This window comes from Janthinobacterium sp. OK676 (assembly GCF_900103595.1).
Taxonomy (GTDB): domain Bacteria; phylum Pseudomonadota; class Gammaproteobacteria; order Burkholderiales; family Burkholderiaceae_D; genus Janthinobacterium.
Window position 1 is genome coordinate 107,375 of sequence record NZ_FNHA01000010.1, and the last position, 18,560, is coordinate 125,934.

The window sequence follows — 18,560 nt, forward strand, 5'->3', positions numbered from 1 at the left end:
TCGAATTCTACGAGGGAGCTTCATGGCTATCGGATTGATTATCATCGGCGACGAAATCCTGTCGGGCAAGCGCACGGACCAGCATTTCCCGAAAGTGGTAAGCATGCTCAAGGCGCGGGGCTTGCAGCTGAGCTGGGCGGAATACGTGGGCGACGAACCGGCCCGCCTGGTGGCCTTGCTCAAGCGCAGCTTTGCCAGCGGCGACATCGTCTTCAGCTTTGGCGGCATCGGCGCCACGCCGGACGACCATACGCGCCAGGCGGCGGCCGATGCGCTGGGCTTGCCGCTGGTGCTGCATCCGCAGGGCAAGCTCAATATCCAGCAGCGCATCACGGAAATGGGCGAGGAAGCTGGCGTGCCGGCCGATTTGAACTCGCCGGAAAACCTGCACCGCCTGAAAATGGCGGAATTTGTCGAAGGTGCCGAGCTGATTCCGAATCCGTACAACAAGATTGCCGGCTTTGCCGTGCGCGAGCATTATTTCGTGCCCGGCTTTCCCGTCATGTCCTGGCCCATGATCGAATGGGTGCTCGACACGCATTATGCCCACCTGTTCAACCAGGTGCCGCATGCGGAACATGCCTTGCTCGTGTATGAAACGGCCGAATCCCTGCTGACGCCGCTGATGGTGCGCCTGGAAGCGGAGTTTCCGCTGATCAAAGTGTTCAGCCTGCCCAGCGTGGGCGATGCGCAGACGCGCCGGCATATCGAACTGGGCGTCAAGGGCGAGCCTGAGCAGGCGGCAGCCGCCTTCGCGCAGATGTGCGCCGCACTCGATACCTTGCGGGCGGAATACACCACCATCTGAGATGCGGCCAGCCCGGCGCCGGCAGCATTTTTGCTGGCGTCCAGCCCGCCTTGCGCCTATGTACGCAAGCGCACACTCCAAGACGTTGTTTTTTTGCGAAAATCTTCAATGAAGCAAGATTTTTGTGCGCGCTCGTCAGTCGTTTTCATGCCGATGTGGTGGAATGGTGAACAGGGGCCTTGCGTGTCGAACGCGGGGCCGCCTGCCTGTGCAGCAACGTGTTTTTTTGATTCACCGGTATGGACATCATGTTAAGCAAGCTTTGTTGTGACCGGCCCTGGCTGGCCCTCGTCTTATCCCGCGCGGAGCGGTATCGCTGCCGCATTTTCCGCGCCGTCCAAACCCAACCTTACCCCAGCATCCCATGAAAGACACAGGCGTCAATCTGGCCGCGCAAGAGCGGCCCCCCTCTGATCCAGCCCCCGAGGCGCCGCCGCCGACGAGCCCGCCGAAGAAGCGCCGTTCGCGCATCTGGCCCATCTTTGCCATCATCGTGCTGGCGCTGATTGCCGGCGTGGCCTGGTTCGTCATGCGCGAAGTGCGCACGTCGGCCCTGCAGGCGGAATTCTTCACGCGCCTGGACCGCCAACTGACGTACAAGGTCGAGCCTGGCCCGGCACCGGCCGGCGCCATCCGCTATCCGCAGCACGGCCCGTATGACGAGCGCCTTGGCTATGCCAGCTTGCCGGATTTTATTAGCAAGCTCAATGCGCGCGACTATGCCGTCACGGCGCAGGCGCGCATGTCGCCGAAGATGGTGCAACTGGTCGACCGGGGTATCTTTGCCACGTATCACGAGAAAAACCGCGCGGGATTGTCCATCCTCGATTGCCGCGCCGCACCCCTGTTCGCGGCCAGCTACCCCGAGCGCATGTTCGACGGCTTCGCCGAAGCGCCGCCCGCGCTCGTGCAAAGCCTGCTGTTCATTGAAAACCGCGAATTGCTCGACCCGGGCACGCCCGAGCGCAATCCGGCCGTGGAATGGGACCGCCTGAGCAAAGCCGTCCTCGACAAGGCGCTGAACCTGTTCGGCGGCCACCGCGGCGGTGGCGGCAGCACCCTGGCCACGCAGATCGAAAAATACCGGCATTCGGAAGACGGCCGCACCAGCTCCATGCAGGACAAGCTGCTGCAGATGATTTCGGCCAGCCTGCGCTCCTACCAGGATGGCGAAAACACCATGGAAGCGCGGCGCAAGATCGTCGTCAATTACCTGAATACCGTGCCGCTGTCGGCCAAGAGCGGTTTTGGCGAAGTCAACGGCATCGGCGACGGCATGTGGGTCTGGTATGGCCGCCCATTTTCCGAAGTGAAAACTTTGCTCAAAGGTAAGATGGACCAGCCGGGCAGTGCCCTGGCCTACAAGCAGGCGCTGAGCCTGCTGATCGCACAGCGCCGTCCCTCGCATTACCTGGTGGCCGGCGGCGCAGACCTGGAAGCGCTGGCGAACAGCCATCTGCGCCTGCTGGCGCAGGCGGGCGTGATTTCGCCGCAGCTGCGCGATGCGGCCATCGCCGAAAAGCTGCGCCCATCGACGGCCTCGGGCGTGCAATCGGAAGCGTCGACCTCGTTCGTCACGCGCAAGGCCTCGAATGCCGTGCGCAACCACCTGGCCAGCATGCTCGGTGATCCGCGCTTGTACAACCTCGACCGCCTCGACCTGAAAGTGGTCAGCACGCTCGATGCGCAGGCGCAAAACGCCGTCACCAAGGTCTTGCGCGAGCTGCGCGACCCGGAAGTGGCGAAGGCGGCCGGCTTGACGGGCAAGGGCATGCTGGGCAATGGCGACCCCGCCAACGTGGTCTACAGCTTTACCTTGCTGCAAAAGGGCGAGCAAGCCAACTTGCTGCGCGTGCAGACGGACAATTTCGACCAGCCGCTCGACATCAACGAAGGCGCCAAGCTGGACTTGGGTTCCACGGCCAAGCTGCGCACGCTGGTGACGTATATGGACATCATCGACCAGCTGCACCAGCGCTACAGTGGCATGGGCGCCGCCGAGCTGGGCAAGGCGGCCGTCGATCCCAAGGACATGCTGTCGCAGTGGGCAATTGCCTATCTGCAGCCATTGCCACTCGGCGAGGCGCGCAACCTGCCAGCCATGCTGGCGGCCGCCATGGAACGCAAGTATTCGGGCAACCCGGCGGAAGGCTTCTTCACGGGTGGCGGCTTGCACCATTTCGGCAACTTCTCCAAGCTTGACGACAGCCGCATCATGACGGTCCAGCAGGCGCTGCGCCAGTCGACCAACCTGGTGTTCGTGCGCCTGATGCGCGACGTGGCCCGCTACTACATGTTCTCGCGCCCGGATTCCTCGGCTTCCTTGCTGGCGGATGCGGACGATCCGCGCCGCGCCCAGTACCTGAGCCGTTTTGCCGACAAGGAAGGGCGCGAGTTCCTGCACCGCTTCTACCAGAAGTATCGCGGCAAGAGCGTCGACGAGCAGGAGAAGATCCTGCTGGCCAGCATCCGCCCGACGCCAGTGCGCCTGGCCAATATCTTCCGCACCGTCAATCCGAAGGGGACCGTGGCGGAATTCGGCGATTTCCTCAACGCCAACTTGACGTCGCAAAACGAAGTGCCGCCCGAGCGCGTGGCCAAGATGTATCAGCAATATGCGATGGAAAACTGGTCCTTGGCCGACCGTGGCTATCTGGCCAATGTGCATCCGCTGGAACTGTGGATGGTGGCATATCTGCGCCAGCACGAAGGTTCCACCCTGTCGCAGATGGTGGCGGCCAGCGAAAAGGAACGCCAGGAAGTCTATAAATGGCTGTTCAATACGCACCGCAAGCATGCGCAGGACCGCCGCATCGCCAACTTGCTGGAAGTGGAAGGTTTCCTGGAAATCCACCGCCAGTGGAAGAAGATGGGCTATCCATTCGACTCGCTCGTGCCGTCCTATGCGACGACCCTGGGCGCGTCGGCCGACCGTCCCGCCGCGCTGGCCGAGTTGATGGGCATCATCATTAACGATGGCGTGCGCAAGCCGAGCGTGCGCATCGATTCCATGCATTTCGCGGCCAACACGCCATACGACACCATGGTCAAGCGGGGCAGCAAGGTGGAAGCGGAGCAAGTGCTGTCGCCGGACGTGGCGAAAGCGGTCGCCAAGGCCATCCGCGAAGTGGTGTCGGACGGCACGGCCAAGCGGGCGAAGACGGCATTCGTCGGCGCCGACGGCGTGCCCATCCCGATGGGCGGCAAGACGGGTACGGGCGACCAGCGCTTCGACGTGTATGGCGCCGGTGGCCGCCTGATCGAGTCGCGCTATGTGAACCGTTCGGCCACGTTCGTGTTCAATATCGGCGAGCGCTTCTATGGCAGCATGACGGCGTACGTGCGGGGACCGGAATCGAAAAACTACGATTTCACGAGCGCCTTGCCCGTGCAATTGCTGGTCTCGCTGGCGCCTAGCCTGATGCCGTTGATCGAGCCGCCTGCGCCGGCCGACGGCGTGGCCAAGCAGTGCAGTAATTAGCAGCTGGCAGGCAGTTGTGGCAAAACGCCGGCGTTCACGCCGGCGTTTTTTTTAACCGGCAAACACGGCCGTCTTGTCCGCCAGCCGCGCATGGTAGGCGGCGATGGCCGGATACGCGGGACGTTGCATGGGCGCCATCAGCCAGCGCTTGACGGACAGGCCCAGCACGATATCGGCCAAGGTAAATTGTTCGCCGCAGACGAAGGCGCCCGTGCGCTGCAGTTGCTGTTCCAGCACGCCCATCATCTTGTTCCATCCGGCAATGCCGGCCGCCAGTTGCGCCGCGTCCTGATGCGCCGGGCTCTGGCGCACGAGCGACATGAAGGCGTAGCGCCAGCTGTTGTTCAAATCGCCCATTTGCCAGTCCATCCATTTTTCCACTTCCGCGCGGGCGCGGGGCGTGCTTGGCAGCAAGTCGTCGCGGCCCGCCTGGGCGCACAGGTAGCGGCAAATCGTGTTCGATTCCCACAGCACCAGGTCGCCATCGAGCAGCACGGGCACCATGGCGTTCGGGTTCAAGGCCAGGAAGGCGGGGTCGTCGGTGCTGCGAAAGCCGCTGCCCCAGTCTTCGCGTTCGTAGGGCAGGTCGATTTCCTCGCACGTCCACAGGACTTTGCGGACATTGATCGAGGCGGCTTTTCCAAGAATTTTCAGCATGCGGGGCTCCGGAGGGCAGGTGGTTGATCTGCCACTGTAGCGGATTTGGCCACGCCGCGCTTGCGAAAGTGCCTTGCATAGTTGAGCTTTTCTTGGCATCGTAGCCACCCATGAAACCTATGCGCCACCACATGTCCAAAATCCTCGCGTTCAGCCGCTTTTCCGTGCGCGATTTCCTCGCCACCGCCGGTCCCACCTTGCTGCTGGTCGGCGCCGTTTGCGCGCTCGCTTACTGGCTGGTCGACCCGGCGCCGCCGCGCCAGGTGAGCCTGTCGACGGGGCAGGACAATAGCGCCTATGAAGAGTTCGGTAAAAAATATGCGGCCACCTTGGCCAAGCACGGCATCAAGGTGACCTTGCAGCCATCGCTGGGGTCGCAGGAAAACCTGCAGCGCCTGAACGCGGGCAAGACCGATATCGCCTTCGTGCAAAGCGGCTCGACGGAACACGCCGATGCCGAGCGGCATGGCCTGATTTCGCTGGGCAGCCTGTTTACGGAACCCGTCTGGCTGTTCATGCGCGAAGACAAGATGGTGACGGAAATGACGCAGTTGAAGGGCATGAAGATCAACCTGGGGCCGGAAGGCACGGGCGTGCCCAGCCTGTTCCGACAGTTGCTGTCCGTCAATGGCGTGGAAGCGAAGGACTTGACGGTGAGCGACCTGCAAAATACGCCCGCCACGGTGGAGCTGCTGGAAGGACGCATCGACGGCCTCGTGTTCAGCTCGGCGCCGGAAGCGCCGCTGATCCAGATGCTGCTGCAAACGCCGGGTATCAAGCTGTTTGATTTTTCGCAGGCGGAAGCCTACACGCGGCGCCTGCCTTTCCTCACGCACGTCGTCTTGCCGCGCGGCATAGTCGACCTGGGGCAGAACATTCCCGCGCAGGATTATCATTTGATCGCGCCGACGGCCACCCTGGTTGCGCGCGAAGACTTGCATCCGGCCCTCGTCGACCTGTTCGTGCAGGCAGCGGCCCGCATCCACGGCGGCACCGGCTGGTTCCAGCAGCAGGGGCAATTCCCGTCCGCGCGCTACACGGAAATTCCCGTGGCGCCCGAAGCGTTGAAATTCTACAAGGATGGCGCACCCGTGCTGCAGCGCTACATGAGCTTCTGGCTGGCCAATTTCTTTGACCGCATGTGGGTGCTGGTGGTGGCGCTCGGTGCCTTGATCTTGCCCCTGTCGCGCGTCGTGCCGCCGCTCTACGTGTGGCGTATCCGCTCGCGCGTGTACCGCTGGTATGGCCAGTTGCGCACGGTGGAGCAGGCGCTGGAAGACGTGCCGCCAGAGCAGCGCGCGCAAGTGTATGCGGAACAACTGAAGCGGCTGGACCAGATCGAGGAGATGGTCAACCAGATCTCGATTCCATTGTCGTTTGCCGATGGTTTATATGGCTTGCGCAGCCATATCAATTTCGTGCGCAAGCGCATCCTGACCCTGATGGGCGAACACCCCGAGGTGGCTTAAACGAGGGTAACGGACAGCTTGCGCCCCAGCAGCGCCGCTGCCCGCTCCAGCGTGGACAGTGTTACGTCGCTGCCGGGATCAAGCAGGCGGTCGAGCTGCGAGCGGCTCGTCTGCAGCAGAGCCGCCATGCGCGTCTTCGACATCGATTGTTCCTGCATCGCCTGCGTCAGTTGCCAGGCGATCACTTCCTTGATGGCGCGGTTTTGCGTTTGCTCGAAAATGCCTTCTTCCTTGAGGAAGTCGTCGAGACTGCTGCCTAGGTGCGAAGCGGTGGCGTTCATGTCAATTCCTTGTAGCGTTTGCGGGCCAGCGCCAGGTCATCGTCGGGCGTGGCGCGGGTTTTCTTGATAAAGCCGTGCAGCGCCACCAGGCAGTCGCCGTGATGGCAGATCAGCACGCGCGCGATGCGGTTGCCGGGCAGGCTGCTGCGTACCTCCGACAAGCCTTGCCCCAGATGGCGGCACAAGGGCATGCCCACGGGCCAGCGCCATTGCGCATGCATCAAGTCTTGTCCGATCACATGGCGCTCTTCGATGGGCAACGATTTGAGCCAGTCGCGCACGGGTTCGCCGCCATTGCCGTTCGCATAGAACGCAGGGTAATCTGCCGCAAGCCGGAAGCATCCATGACGCACCTCTGCGTTGTACTATATAAGGTACATATTCGCAAGGAGAATTTGCGCCGCAATTGAAAAAATCGGGCGCGCATGGATGGTTGTAGCCGATGGCGGACCGCAGGGTGGTCCGCCAGATCAAACACGGTTCAGATAATCAGGCTGCCAGCGTCAGGCGCCCAGCCACGGCAGCCCCGCCTTGCACCAGCCGCCGATCTGCTTGCGGTGGCCGTCGGCATCCTTGTCGCCTTCAAAACCTTCGAGGATGTCGAAGCAGTTCAGGTAGCCGTGCTCGGTCGCCAGCTTGGCCGCGTGGCGCGAACGCACGCCGGAGCGGCACAGGAACAGCAGCACCTCGTTCTTGCCGGCCTGGGCGGCCAGCTGCGCGAGGAAGTCGGGATTGGGCACGCCACCCGGATAGGTGGCCCATTGCACCGCGCCATGCTGGGTATCGGCGATATCGACCCGGCCGACCCAGTCGCGCTCGGCATTCGTGCGCACATCGATGAGCTTGACGGCGGGATCGCCCTGCAGCAAGTCATACGCTTCCTGCGGCGTGACGGCGCCGGCATACGGCGTACCTTCATTGGCCCGGCTGCGGGCGGTGGTCAGGATGTCGGCGGCGGTGGTCATGGCGTCCTCGATGAAAGTGGGCAGGTATGGTCGATTATAGTGCGCCGTCCGCGCCCCGCAAACGGGAAACCACGGTGCGCGGCACATGCACCACAACGAGGCGTTTTTCAGGAATGCGCATAAAATGCACGATAATGGTGCGTTATTCGTTTTTTGCACTTGCATAGTGCATTCTTGATTTGACGCAAACGCAGCAGGAAAATCGCAGGCATGAAAACTTACACTGGGATGGCCGGGTTTTGACCTTGGAGTCCACATCCCTCCAGAAGCTGGCATGGAATCTGCTATGATCCTTATGAGTTTTGGTGGCACGCAATGTTTGCTTCGCTTCATCAGCCCAGACGCACTAAGGTCGGCTCACCCCACATTCATTTAGGAGATACGCATGGCAATGACAGCCGCAGAAGTCTTGAAGATGGTAGAAGAAAACGAAGTCAAATTCGTTGATTTCCGCTTTGCTGATACCCGTGGTAAAGAGCAGCACGTGACGGTACCCGTGTCGCACTTCGACATGGACAAATTCGAGTCGGGCCACGCCTTTGACGGTTCTTCGATCGCTGGCTGGAAAGGTATCGAAGCGTCCGACATGATCTTGCTGCCGGATCCAAACACGGCCAATATCGACCCGTTCATGGAAGAAACGACCTTGTTCATGCAGTGCGACGTGATCGAACCGTCGGACGGCAAGGGCTACGACCGCGACCCGCGCTCGATCGCGAAACGCGCCGAAGCCTACCTGAAATCGTCGGGCATGGGCGACACCGCCTACTTCGGCCCTGAGCCAGAATTCTTCATCTTCGACAACGTGCGCTGGAAGATCGACATGTCGGGCTGCTTCGTCAAGATCGGTTCGGACGAAGGTTCGTGGTCGACCGGCAAGGACATCGAAGGCGGCAACAGCGGCCACCGTCCTACCGTCAAGGGCGGCTACTTCCCCGTGCCACCAGTGGACAGCTTCCAGGACATGCGTTCGGAAATGTGCCTGATCCTGGAATCGCTGGGCATCCCGGTTGAGGTACATCACCACGAAGTGGCCGGCGCCGGCCAGAATGAAATCGGCACCAAGTTCTCGACCCTGGTCGAGCGCGCCGACTGGACGCAAAACCTGAAATACGTGGTGTGGAACGTGGCGCACAGCTACGGCAAGACCGCCACCTTCATGCCGAAACCTATCGTTGGCGACAACGGTTCGGGCATGCACGTGCATCAATCCGTATGGAAAGATGGCAAAAACCTGTTCGCCGGCGACGGCTATGCCGGCCTGTCCGATTTCGCCCTGTACTACATCGGCGGCATCATCAAGCACGCAAAGGCATTGAACGCGATCACCAACCCGGGCACCAACTCGTACAAGCGTCTGGTACCAGGCTACGAAGCGCCGGTGAAACTGGCGTACTCGGCGAAAAACCGTTCCGCCTCGATCCGTATCCCGCACGTGGCCAATCCAAAAGGCCGCCGCGTCGAAGCGCGCTTCCCGGATCCACTGGCAAACCCGTACCTGTGCTTCGCCGCACTGCTGATGGCTGGCCTGGACGGCGTTGCCAACAAGATCCATCCGGGCGAAGCCGCCTCGAAAGATCTGTACCATCTGCCACCGGAAGAAGACGCACTGATCCCGACCGTGTGCGCTTCGCTGGAAGAAGCACTGGACGCCCTGGACAAGGACCGCGAGTTCCTGACCCGCGGCGGCGTGTTCAGCGATTCCATGATCGATGCTTACCTGGAACTGAAAATGCAGGACGTACAGCGCATGCGCATGACCACGCATCCTGCCGAGTTCGACATGTACTACTCGCTGTAATGGCGCCACGCCGGCAATGTGCCGGTAGTGAATAAGAAACGCGGGTGAGGCGATGGTCTTGCCCGCGTTTTTTTATGCCATGCGCCAATGCGGTGATACTGCGGTGTTGTATAGTCGGCCCAGGAACGATGCGGCACGCGCCGACAGGAGTGAAGATTGACCAAGCATTACAGAATGGCGCTGATGGCAGGATTGCTGGGCGCGGCGGCACAGGCGCACGGGCAGTTGTATGTGTGCGCCGATGCGCAAGGACACAAGACGTACACGGACAAGCGGGCTGGCGCGCATTGCCAGCTGCTCGATTTGCCTGGCGCCATGACGGAGCCGCCACGCAAGACGGCGCCGCTGGCCGGCACACCGGCCCGACCGGCCACGCAGGCTGCGGCCACGGCGGGGCCTGCCGCCGGCGCATTTCCCAAGGTCGATGGCGCCGAGCAGCGCGCGCGCGACCTGGACCGGCGCCAGATCCTGCAGGACGAATTGCGCAGCGAAGAACAGAAGCTGGCGGCGCAGCGCCTGGAATTCAATGGCGGCCAGCCCGAGCGCCTGGGCAACGAGCGCAATTACGCGAAATACCAGGAAAGAGTGGCGCAGTTGAAGGACAACATTAGCCGGACACAGCAGAACGTCGAGGCCCTGAAACGCGAGATCGCGAATATTCGATAAAGCATATGACACTAGACAACCATTCCAGCCGTCCCGCCCACCTGGCCGGCCTTGATTTGCTCGCTTCGGCCGTGATCCTGCTCGACGGCGACGGCCGCATCAGCTATGCCAACGCGGCGGCGGAAAACCTGCTGGAAAGCTCATTGAAGGCCCTGTCGCGGCAAAAGCTGACGGCGCTATTCCTCAATCCCGACGAGCTGGCCGGCATTTGCGCGCAGGCGCTCGAACATAAATTTTCCGACTTGCGCCAGGACCTGACTCTGGAGCGCCTGGGGCGCGAGCCGCTGCGCGTGCACAGCATCATCAGCGCGCTCGACGCGCCGCGTGACGGCGTGCTGATCGAGTTGCGCGAAAACGTGCAGCAGCTCAAACTCGACCGCGAGGAGCGCATCCTCGACCAGAGCCAGGTCAACAAGGAGCTGATCCGCAACCTGGCGCATGAAATCAAGAATCCGCTGGGCGGCATCCGCGGCGCGGCCCAGCTGCTGGAGCTGGAATTGCCGGCCCTGCACCTGAGCGAGCTGCGCGAGTACACGCAAGTGATCATCAAGGAGGCGGACCGCCTGCAAACCCTGGTCGACCGGCTGCTGGCGCCGCACCGCCGCCCGCACATCGTGGGCGACGTGAATATCCATGAAGTGTGCGAACGGGTGCGCAGCCTGATCCTGGCCGAGTTTCCCAGCGGCCTGACCATCTCACGCGATTACGATGCGTCGATTCCCGAGTTTCGCGGCGACAAGGAGCAACTGATACAGACCGTGCTCAACATCGCGCACAATGCGGCGCAGGCGCTGGCCGAGCGCATCGAGGCGGGCGATGCGGAGCTCATTTTCAAGACCCGCGTGGCGCGCCAGGTGACTTTGGCCAAGGTCCGCTACAACCTGGCATTAGACTTGCATATCATTGACAATGGACCGGGCATCGCACCCCAGATCCGCGACCGGATTTTCTACCCGCTGGTGTCGGGCAGGGAAGGCGGCAGCGGACTGGGACTGACCTTGGCGCAAACCTTCGTGCAACAGCACCTGGGCGTGATCGAGTGCGAAAGCCGGCCTGGATACACCGATTTCAGGATCGTTCTACCCTTGCCATAAGCGAGGCGGTATCCCACCCATGAAATCCATTGCGGGACGCACACACTAATGAAGCCAATCTGGATAGTTGACGACGACGAATCAATCCGCTGGGTGCTGGAAAAAGCCCTGGCGCGGGAAAATCTCGCCACCAAGAGTTTTGCCAATGCGCGCGACGCCATCGCCGCGCTGGAATTTGACACGCCGCAAGTGCTCGTGTCCGATATCCGCATGCCGGGCGCGTCCGGCCTGGAATTGCTGCAGACGGTCAAGTCGCGCTTTCCCGGCTTGCCAGTCATCATCATCACGGCCTTTTCCGACCTCGATTCGGCCGTCGCGGCCTTCCAGGGCGGCGCCTTCGAATACCTGGCCAAGCCTTTCGACATCGACAAAGCTGTCGAGCTGATCCGCCGCGCGCTGGAAGAAAGCCTGCGCGAGACGAGCGTCGAGTCGGGCCCGTCGGAAACGCCGGAAATCCTCGGCCAGGCGCCGGCCATGCAGGAAGTCTTCCGCGCCATCGGCCGTTTGTCGCAATCGAACGTGACGGTGCTGATCACGGGCGAATCCGGTTCCGGCAAGGAACTCGTGGCGCGCGCGCTGCACAAACACAGCCCGCGCGCGGCGCAGCCTTTCATTGCGCTGAATACGGCGGCGATCCCGAAGGATTTGCTCGAATCCGAACTGTTCGGCCATGAACGCGGTGCGTTTACGGGCGCGCAAACGACGCGCCGGGGCCGCTTCGAGCAAGCCGAGAACGGCACTTTGTTCCTCGATGAAATCGGCGACATGCCGTTCGACTTGCAGACGCGCTTGCTGCGCGTGCTGTCCGACGGCCATTTCTATCGCGTCGGCGGCCATCAGCCCATGAAGGCGAACGTGCGCGTCATTACGGCCACGCACCAGAACCTCGAACAGCGCGTACGCGACGGCCTGTTCCGCGAAGACTTGTACCACCGCCTGAACGTGATCCGGCTGCGCCTGCCCAGTTTGAGGGAGCGGCGCGAGGATATTCCCATCCTGGTGCGCCACTTCCTGGTGCAAAGCGCGCGCCAGCTGGGCGTGGAAGCCAAGCGCATGAGCGAACCGACGATGCAGTTCTTGAGCAGCCTCGACTTGCCCGGCAATGTGCGCCAGCTGGAAAACCTGTGCAACTGGATTACCGTCATGGCGCCGGGCCAGACGGTGGAAATCAAGGATTTGCCGCTGGAATTGACGCAGGGGCAGGGCGATGGCGCGGCCACGGCGGCGGCGAGCGAGGCTGCGCCGGCGGCCGTTGCCCAGCCGCACGGCGGCCAGGTCTTCGAAGCGGCCGCGCCCGCCAACGGCGCGCCGCCGGGCTGGATCGGCTTGCTGGAACTGCAGGCGGCCGGCATGCTGGGCGCGGGGCAGCAGGAAGTCATGGCCGTGCTGGGTCGGCAATTCGAGTCGGCCCTGATCAAGACGGCGCTCAAGCATACGCATGGGCGCAAGAACGACGCCGCCGTGCGCCTGGGCATCGGCCGCAACACCATCACCCGCAAGATATCGGAACTGGGCATCGACGGCGCCAAGGACGACTGATTCGCGTCCGGACGGGGCTTGGTCCCGTCCGCTTCCCCTCCTGGCGTTTCTCGCACGCCACACCACCCACAGCAGGCGATAAGGTAAGCTAGCGCCTGCCGGACTGTTTCGTCCGGTGTTAACTTGAACTGTGGAATAGCATGCTCATAAACTGCGTGGCCTACCAGGATGGCAAAAAACTGGCCGACTTGCCGATCGACGATATCAGCGATTATGTCGAACGCCCCGATTGTTTCGTCTGGGTGGCCCTGCTCGACGCCACGCCGGACGAGCTGAAACAGATGCAGCACGAGTTTTGCCTGCACGAATTGGCTGTCGAGGATGCCCAGCGGGGCCACCAGCGCCCGAAGATCGAGGAATATGGCGATTCCCTGTTTGCCGTCGTGAAAACCGTGGAAATGGTCGAGAACGAACTGGTGCTGGGCGAAGTCGACATTTTTGTCGGCGCCAATTACGTGCTTTCGTCGCGCAGCAACAGCTCGCAAGGCTTCCTCGGCGTGCGCGCGCGTGCCGAGCGCGAACCGCATCTGCTGCGCCAGGGCTCGGCCTTCGTGCTGTACGCGCTGATGGACGCCGTCGTCGACCGCTACTTCCCCGTGCTCGACGCGCTCGAATCGGAACTGGAATTGATCGAGGACCGCATCTTCGACCGTGGCACCGAGCGCGACAATATCGAACGGCTGTATCAATTGAAACGCAAGGTCATGGTCTTGCGCCACGTGGTGGCACCCCTGATGGAAGCGGTGGGCAAGCTGCACGGCGGGCGGGTGCCGCCGCTGTGCCACGATACCCAGGAGTATTTCCGCGACGTGCACGACCACCTGGCGCGCATCAACGGCACGCTCGACACCATCCGCGACACGATCAGCACGGCCATCCAGGTCAATCTGTCGATGGTGGCCATCGACGAGAGCGAAGTGAACAAGCAACTGGCGGCCTGGGCCGCCATCTTCGCCGTGTTCACGGCGTTTGCCGGCATCTGGGGCATGAACTTCAAGTTCATGCCGGAATTGGACTGGCATTATGGCTATCCGGCCGCCGTGGCAGTGATGAGCTGTGTCTGCGGCTATATGTATTACTTGTTCAAGCGTTCCGGCTGGCTATAAAAAATTCCTGTGTATCTGTATTATTAAACAATAGCCAGGGGTACAATCGCGGCAAGTCCGTTAACCCGGACCTTTGCTGAGGATCGCCGCGCCGGCAGCCGTGCCTGCGCTTTCCGTGCCGCGCAGGAGCATTCATGAGTATTCCGTTGTTTGATGTGAATTCGCAAGAACCCCTGTTCGATGCCGAGCAGCGTCGCACCCTGGCGGAGGCGGCCCTGCGCTCGATCACCGCCTCGACGGCGCACGCCCGCGGCGACGACTTCCTGCGCATCCTCGTCAAGGACCTGGCCGAAGCGCTCGACGTGCACTATGTGATCGCCGGGCGGCTGGTGCGCATGGACGATGGCAGCGAAGGCATCCGCACCCTGGCCCTGTGGGGCGGCGGCGACTACCAGCCGAATATCGAATACAGCCTGCAGCACACGCCTTGCCAGGACGTGACCTGCCAGAGCATGTGTTTTCACGGCAGCGATATCCAGCGTCGCTTTCCATTCGATAGCCTCCTCGTCGACATGCAGGCGGAAAGTTATGTCGGCATGCCGCTGATCGATACCGATGGCAAGACCCTGGGCATCCTGTCGGCCATCGACACGCGGCCCATCGATGAAAACAAGCGCTTGCTGGCGCTGTTGCTTCTGTCGATCTTCTCGGCCCGCGGCGCAGCCGAGCTGCAGCACCAGGAGCGTACCCAGCAGCTGGAAGAGATCGTGCGCGTGCGCACCGAGTCGCTGCTGGCGGCGCAGGCCAACCTGATCGAGCAGGAGCAGATGGCGGCCCTCGGTTCGCTCGTGGCCGGTGTCTCGCATGAAGTCAATACACCCATCGGCGTGGCGCTGACGGCGGCGTCGAGCATGGGCAGCTATGCAGACCAGCTGGTGCAACTGCTGGGCGGCGCCAAGGTCAGCCGCGCCGAACTGGTCGACATTGCCGAATCCTTGAAAGGCGCGGCCGCCCTGATCGAACGCAACCTGGCGCGCGCCGCCGACCTGATCGGCAACTTCAAGCAGCTGGCCGTAGACCAGGTCAGCGAATACGTGGCCGATCTGGCGTTGCACGACTATGTGCACGGCCTGGTATCGGCGCACAGCCCGGAACTGCGCAAGGCGGCGCTGGGCGTGGAACTCGATATCGCGCCCGATTGCCAGGTGCGCCTGGCGGCCGGCAAGCTGTCGCAGATCCTCTCGAACCTCTTGATGAACAGTGCTCGCCACGGCTATCCGCAGGGCGGACCAGGGCGCATCACGATACGCGCGCGCATCGAGGCGGATGGCGATGACGCGCAAGCGCGCTGGCTGCTGCTGGATTTTGCCGACGACGGCATCGGCCTGGCACCGGCCGTGCGCGAACACATGTTTGAACCGTTTTTCACCACCAAGCGTGGCCAGGGCGGCTCCGGCCTGGGCATGCACATCGTCTACACCATCGTGCAGCAACTGGGCGGCCAGGTGTGCGCCATCGACTGCACTCCCGGCTGTCATATACAGATCAGGTTGCCGCTGGCGCATTGATCTCACCTGCTGCTGCACAATATTTGGTGGAATACCTACCTGGATTTATCTTTTTATTTTCACAATGTTGTATGGACGCCATACACCTCGTGAGTTCTGTTGACACCTGGAATGTCCCCGTGATTCTATGCAGTTGTCTAGCTAACTTTCAGTTAGCTGGCATCCGTCTTTTTTGCCATGCGACCATTGCAATGTCATTTCTGGATTCTCGACCTTAAAACCTGCAGTGCAACACCTTGATTGAATGATTGAAGTCCGGATAGTTGATCCGATACTTAATAAATTACAACTTAAAAGGGTTCACTATGCTTAAAGAAACCGTCATCTCCCGTGCCGTTCGCGTTGTCTGTGCCGGCGGCATGGCAGCGGCCTTGTCCGTCGCTTCGCAGTCCGCAGTGGCACAAGATGCACAAGATGCGCAGATACAGCGCGTGGAAGTGACTGGCTCGTCGATCAAGCGCATCGCCGCCGAAGGTGCCTTGCCTGTCACCGTGCTGACAGCCGAAGCCATCCGCACTTCGGGCGCCACATCGGTCACCGATCTGGTCAAAAAACTGTCTTCCGCCCAGGGGGCCACGACGGAAAGTTCTTCAGTTGGCGGTAGCACCTTTGGTTTTTCCGGTATTTCTGTGCACAACGTGGGTGAGACGCGCACTTTGGTCTTGCTGAACGGCAAGCGCCTGGCCCAGTTCGGCGGACAGACGCTGACGGGTTTTGCGGCCGGCTTCGATTTGAATTCCATTCCCATCTCGGCCATCGAACGTGTGGAACTGTTGACCGACGGCGCCTCCGCCCTGTACGGCGCCGATGCCATCGCTGGCGTGGTCAACTTCATTACCAAACACGATACGACAATGGGCGATGTGACCATCGGCTATTCCGCGCCGAAAAATGGTGCACGCGAGAAACGCCTCAGCGCCACCAAGGGCTTCGGCAACCTGGAAGACGATGGCTACAACGTGGTGCTGACCTTTGGTCACGATGAGCGTGACAAGCTGAGCTCGGTTGACCGCTCGTTCGCCAGTACGGGCCAGGTACAGTTCTCGGCCAACGGCAAACGCTATCAGAAGCAGCAGTCCTCGGTCAGCCCGATTCCCGCCAACGCCGTCGATGACAATGGCCAGCTGATCAGTCCATATCAAAAAACCACCGGCTCCTGCCCCGCCAAGACTTTCCGCGTGCTGGAACCGTATGCAGACCCGGATGGCACCCCGCGGTTGAATGACTACTGCGGTTATGATTTTGTAAAAGACTTGGAGATCTATCCGGAACGCAAGCGCGACAATTTCATGGCATCGGGCACGTTCAAGATCGCCGGACAGGAAGTGTATGCCGACGTTCTGTTGTCGCGCACCAAGCAGACTTCGCGTATCGCCCCCGTGCCGGGCGAGATATCCATCGATAAGGGGACGCCGCTGCATGACAAATATTTGTTGCCAATCGGTATTGCCGATAACAGCGTGGCGACCTATCGCCTGTTCGACATGGGACAGCGCACCTCGAAGGATACGGCCGACTTCGCCAGCGTGGTGGTGGGGACGCGCGGCATGGCTGCCGGTTGGGATTACAACGCATCCTACAACTTTTCGGAAAGCCGCGTAAAAGGCAGTATTTCCGGTTATCCTGGCGCGCTCGCCGTCAGCAACCTCACGGCGAGCGGTTTGCTCGATCCCTTCGTCGGTCCGGGCAAGCAGTCCACCGCGGCGCAGGACGCCATCAAGGCGGCCACGTTTACCGGCTATTGGGACGGCGGCACGTCGCGCCTGCAAACGATTAACCTGAATGGCTCGACGGAACTGCGGCGCCTGGCGGGCGGTGCGATGATGTTGGGCATGGGCGCGAACATCAACCGCGAGGAATTCTCCTCGAAACCGAGTCCGTTTGCGCAAGGCATCCTGGCAGACCCTGTGAAGGGCACCTTGTGCGGCGGCACGACGGGGCTGGAGTGTGATCAGCGTTTCGGCGACGCGGCCAGCAGCAAGCCGTACAGCGCCAGCCGCACCTCGAAGGGCATCTTTGGCGAAGTCATCGCGCCCGTGTTGAAGGAACTGGAACTGGGTGCGGCCCTGCGTTTCGACGAGTTCTCGGACTTCGGCGGCGCCACCACGGCCAAGGCCAGCTTCAAGTGGACGCCAGCGTCTACCTTGCTGATCCGCGGCTCCGTCGGCAATGGTTTCCATGCACCAACGGTGCCACAGGTCAATGCCCTGCAACGCGGCTATGGCGTCACCAGCGACAATTACACGTGTACGCCAGCCCTGCAAGCCATCGCCACGCGCCTCAATGCGCAATGCCAGCCTGGCAACCACCAGTACGACCAGCTGGCCGGCGGTAACCGCAACCTGCAGCCGGAAAAGTCGAAACAGGCCACACTGGGTTTCCGCTATGAGCCGATCAGCGCTATCACCCTGGGCGCCGACCTGTGGCATGTGCAGATCCGCGATTCCTTCGGCCAGTTAACCGAGCAGCTGGTGTTCGCCAATCCCGCCGCATATCCGAAATCGTGGGGGGTCAATACGGACGTCGGCACGGGCAAGACGTATCTGGCCTTCCTGGCCGATAACCAGAACTTGGGCAAGTCGTTCGCCACCGGTGTCGATATCGATATCAGCGCCCGTTACCGCTCGGGCATCGGACTGTTCACTTCGCAGCTGAACGCGACGCAGATGCTGCGCGAAGATATACAGCTGGAGCGCGGTGGTCAGTATTATTCTGCGCTGGGTAACTTCGCCGAGCTCGGTACTGTCACCTTCCGCACGCGCGGCCAGTGGACGAATACCCTGAAAACGGACAACTGGGCCAATTCGCTGACGGTCAACTTCCTGTCCGGCTACAAGGACCAGGAAACGACGGTCGACGTGCTTGATGCTTCCGGCGCCGTGACGGGCCAGGAAGATATCCGCATGCGTGTCGGCTTCTATTCAACGCTCGACTGGCAGACGGTATGGACGCCGAGCAAGAGCTGGGTTCTTACCGCAGGCGTGCTGAACCTGACCGACAAGAGTCCGCCATTCGTACCATCGACATCCGGTGCGAACCGCGGCCAGCAATTCGGCTATGACGATCGCTACTACGATCCGCGCGGCCGTACCGGCTACCTGAACGCTTCGTACAAGTTTTAAGCGCAGCGCAGGCGTAAAAAAACCGGCACGGAGTGCCGGTTTTTTTACGTTCCGCCGCAGGGC

Annotated in this window: 14 protein-coding genes; 10 read left to right on the top strand and 4 right to left on the bottom strand. The window is 61.6% G+C overall.

Annotation, left to right across the window (positions count from 1 at the left end; all coding sequences use genetic code 11):
• Positions 1 to 22: 22 nt before the first annotated feature.
• Positions 23 to 808 carry a competence/damage-inducible protein A gene (locus tag BLU39_RS19525; RefSeq protein WP_092715933.1) on the top strand — a complete coding sequence of 262 codons (786 nt, stop codon included), beginning with the start codon at positions 23 to 25 and terminating at the stop codon, positions 806 to 808.
• A gap of 364 nt (positions 809 to 1,172) precedes the next feature.
• A complete protein-coding gene (locus BLU39_RS19530; protein ID WP_092715935.1) occupies positions 1,173 to 4,289 on the top strand; it encodes a transglycosylase domain-containing protein in 3,117 nt (1,038 codons plus the stop codon).
• A gap of 51 nt (positions 4,290 to 4,340) precedes the next feature.
• Here BLU39_RS19530 and BLU39_RS19535 read toward each other — a convergent pair whose 3' ends face one another.
• Positions 4,341 to 4,946, bottom strand: a complete 606-nt coding sequence (locus BLU39_RS19535; RefSeq protein ID WP_092715937.1) for a glutathione S-transferase family protein — start codon at positions 4,944 to 4,946, stop codon at positions 4,341 to 4,343.
• A 131-nt stretch (positions 4,947 to 5,077) separates the two neighbouring features.
• Between BLU39_RS19535 and BLU39_RS19540 the strand changes: the two genes are divergently transcribed.
• Positions 5,078 to 6,415, top strand: a complete 1,338-nt coding sequence (locus BLU39_RS19540) for a TAXI family TRAP transporter solute-binding subunit (RefSeq protein ID WP_092716203.1) — start codon at positions 5,078 to 5,080, stop codon at positions 6,413 to 6,415.
• Here BLU39_RS19540 and BLU39_RS19545 read toward each other — a convergent pair.
• From BLU39_RS19545 to BLU39_RS19555, 3 genes are all read right to left on the bottom strand, one after another.
• The gene (locus BLU39_RS19545) at positions 6,412 to 6,696 is read right to left on the bottom strand and encodes a helix-turn-helix domain-containing protein (protein ID WP_092715939.1); all 285 of its coding nucleotides are present in this window, start codon (positions 6,694 to 6,696) and stop codon (positions 6,412 to 6,414) included. The genes BLU39_RS19540 and BLU39_RS19545 overlap by 4 nt on opposite strands.
• Positions 6,693 to 6,977 carry a type II toxin-antitoxin system RelE/ParE family toxin gene (locus tag BLU39_RS19550; protein ID WP_232731311.1) on the bottom strand — a complete coding sequence of 95 codons (285 nt, stop codon included), beginning with the start codon at positions 6,975 to 6,977 and terminating at the stop codon, positions 6,693 to 6,695. Before BLU39_RS19550 ends, BLU39_RS19545 begins: the two co-directional genes overlap by 4 nt.
• 222 nt (positions 6,978 to 7,199) lie before the next feature.
• Entirely contained in the window at positions 7,200 to 7,661 is a 462-nt protein-coding gene (locus tag BLU39_RS19555; protein WP_092715943.1) for a rhodanese-like domain-containing protein, read from the bottom strand.
• Between the two features lie 385 nt (positions 7,662 to 8,046).
• On the opposite strand from BLU39_RS19555, the gene glnA reads away from it, so the two are divergent.
• The 7 genes from glnA to BLU39_RS19590 all read left to right on the top strand — a co-directional run bounded on the left by glnA (position 8,047) and on the right by BLU39_RS19590 (position 18,497).
• The gene (gene glnA, locus BLU39_RS19560) at positions 8,047 to 9,462 is read left to right on the top strand and encodes a type I glutamate--ammonia ligase (protein ID WP_092715945.1); all 1,416 of its coding nucleotides are present in this window, start codon (positions 8,047 to 8,049) and stop codon (positions 9,460 to 9,462) included.
• A gap of 183 nt (positions 9,463 to 9,645) precedes the next feature.
• Positions 9,646 to 10,128 (top strand): DUF4124 domain-containing protein, encoded by a 483-nt coding sequence (locus tag BLU39_RS19565; protein WP_092716205.1) that lies wholly within the window; start codon positions 9,646 to 9,648, stop codon positions 10,126 to 10,128.
• A gap of 5 nt (positions 10,129 to 10,133) precedes the next feature.
• A complete protein-coding gene (gene glnL, locus BLU39_RS19570; RefSeq protein WP_034760227.1) occupies positions 10,134 to 11,222 on the top strand; it encodes a nitrogen regulation protein NR(II) in 1,089 nt (362 codons plus the stop codon).
• Positions 11,223 to 11,270: 48 nt separating this feature from the next.
• On the top strand, positions 11,271 to 12,761 hold the full coding sequence (gene ntrC, locus BLU39_RS19575; RefSeq protein ID WP_092715947.1) for a nitrogen regulation protein NR(I): 1,491 nt from the start codon (positions 11,271 to 11,273) through the stop codon (positions 12,759 to 12,761).
• Between the two features lie 140 nt (positions 12,762 to 12,901).
• On the top strand, positions 12,902 to 13,867 hold the full coding sequence (gene corA / locus BLU39_RS19580; protein ID WP_034760218.1) for a magnesium/cobalt transporter CorA: 966 nt from the start codon (positions 12,902 to 12,904) through the stop codon (positions 13,865 to 13,867).
• Between the two features lie 134 nt (positions 13,868 to 14,001).
• A complete protein-coding gene (locus tag BLU39_RS19585; protein ID WP_092715949.1) occupies positions 14,002 to 15,375 on the top strand; it encodes a GAF domain-containing sensor histidine kinase in 1,374 nt (457 codons plus the stop codon).
• 359 nt (positions 15,376 to 15,734) lie between these two features.
• Complete coding sequence (locus tag BLU39_RS19590) at positions 15,735 to 18,497, top strand: TonB-dependent receptor plug domain-containing protein (RefSeq protein WP_092715951.1); 2,763 nt, start codon at positions 15,735 to 15,737, stop codon at positions 18,495 to 18,497.
• Positions 18,498 to 18,560: the final 63 nt, after the last annotated feature.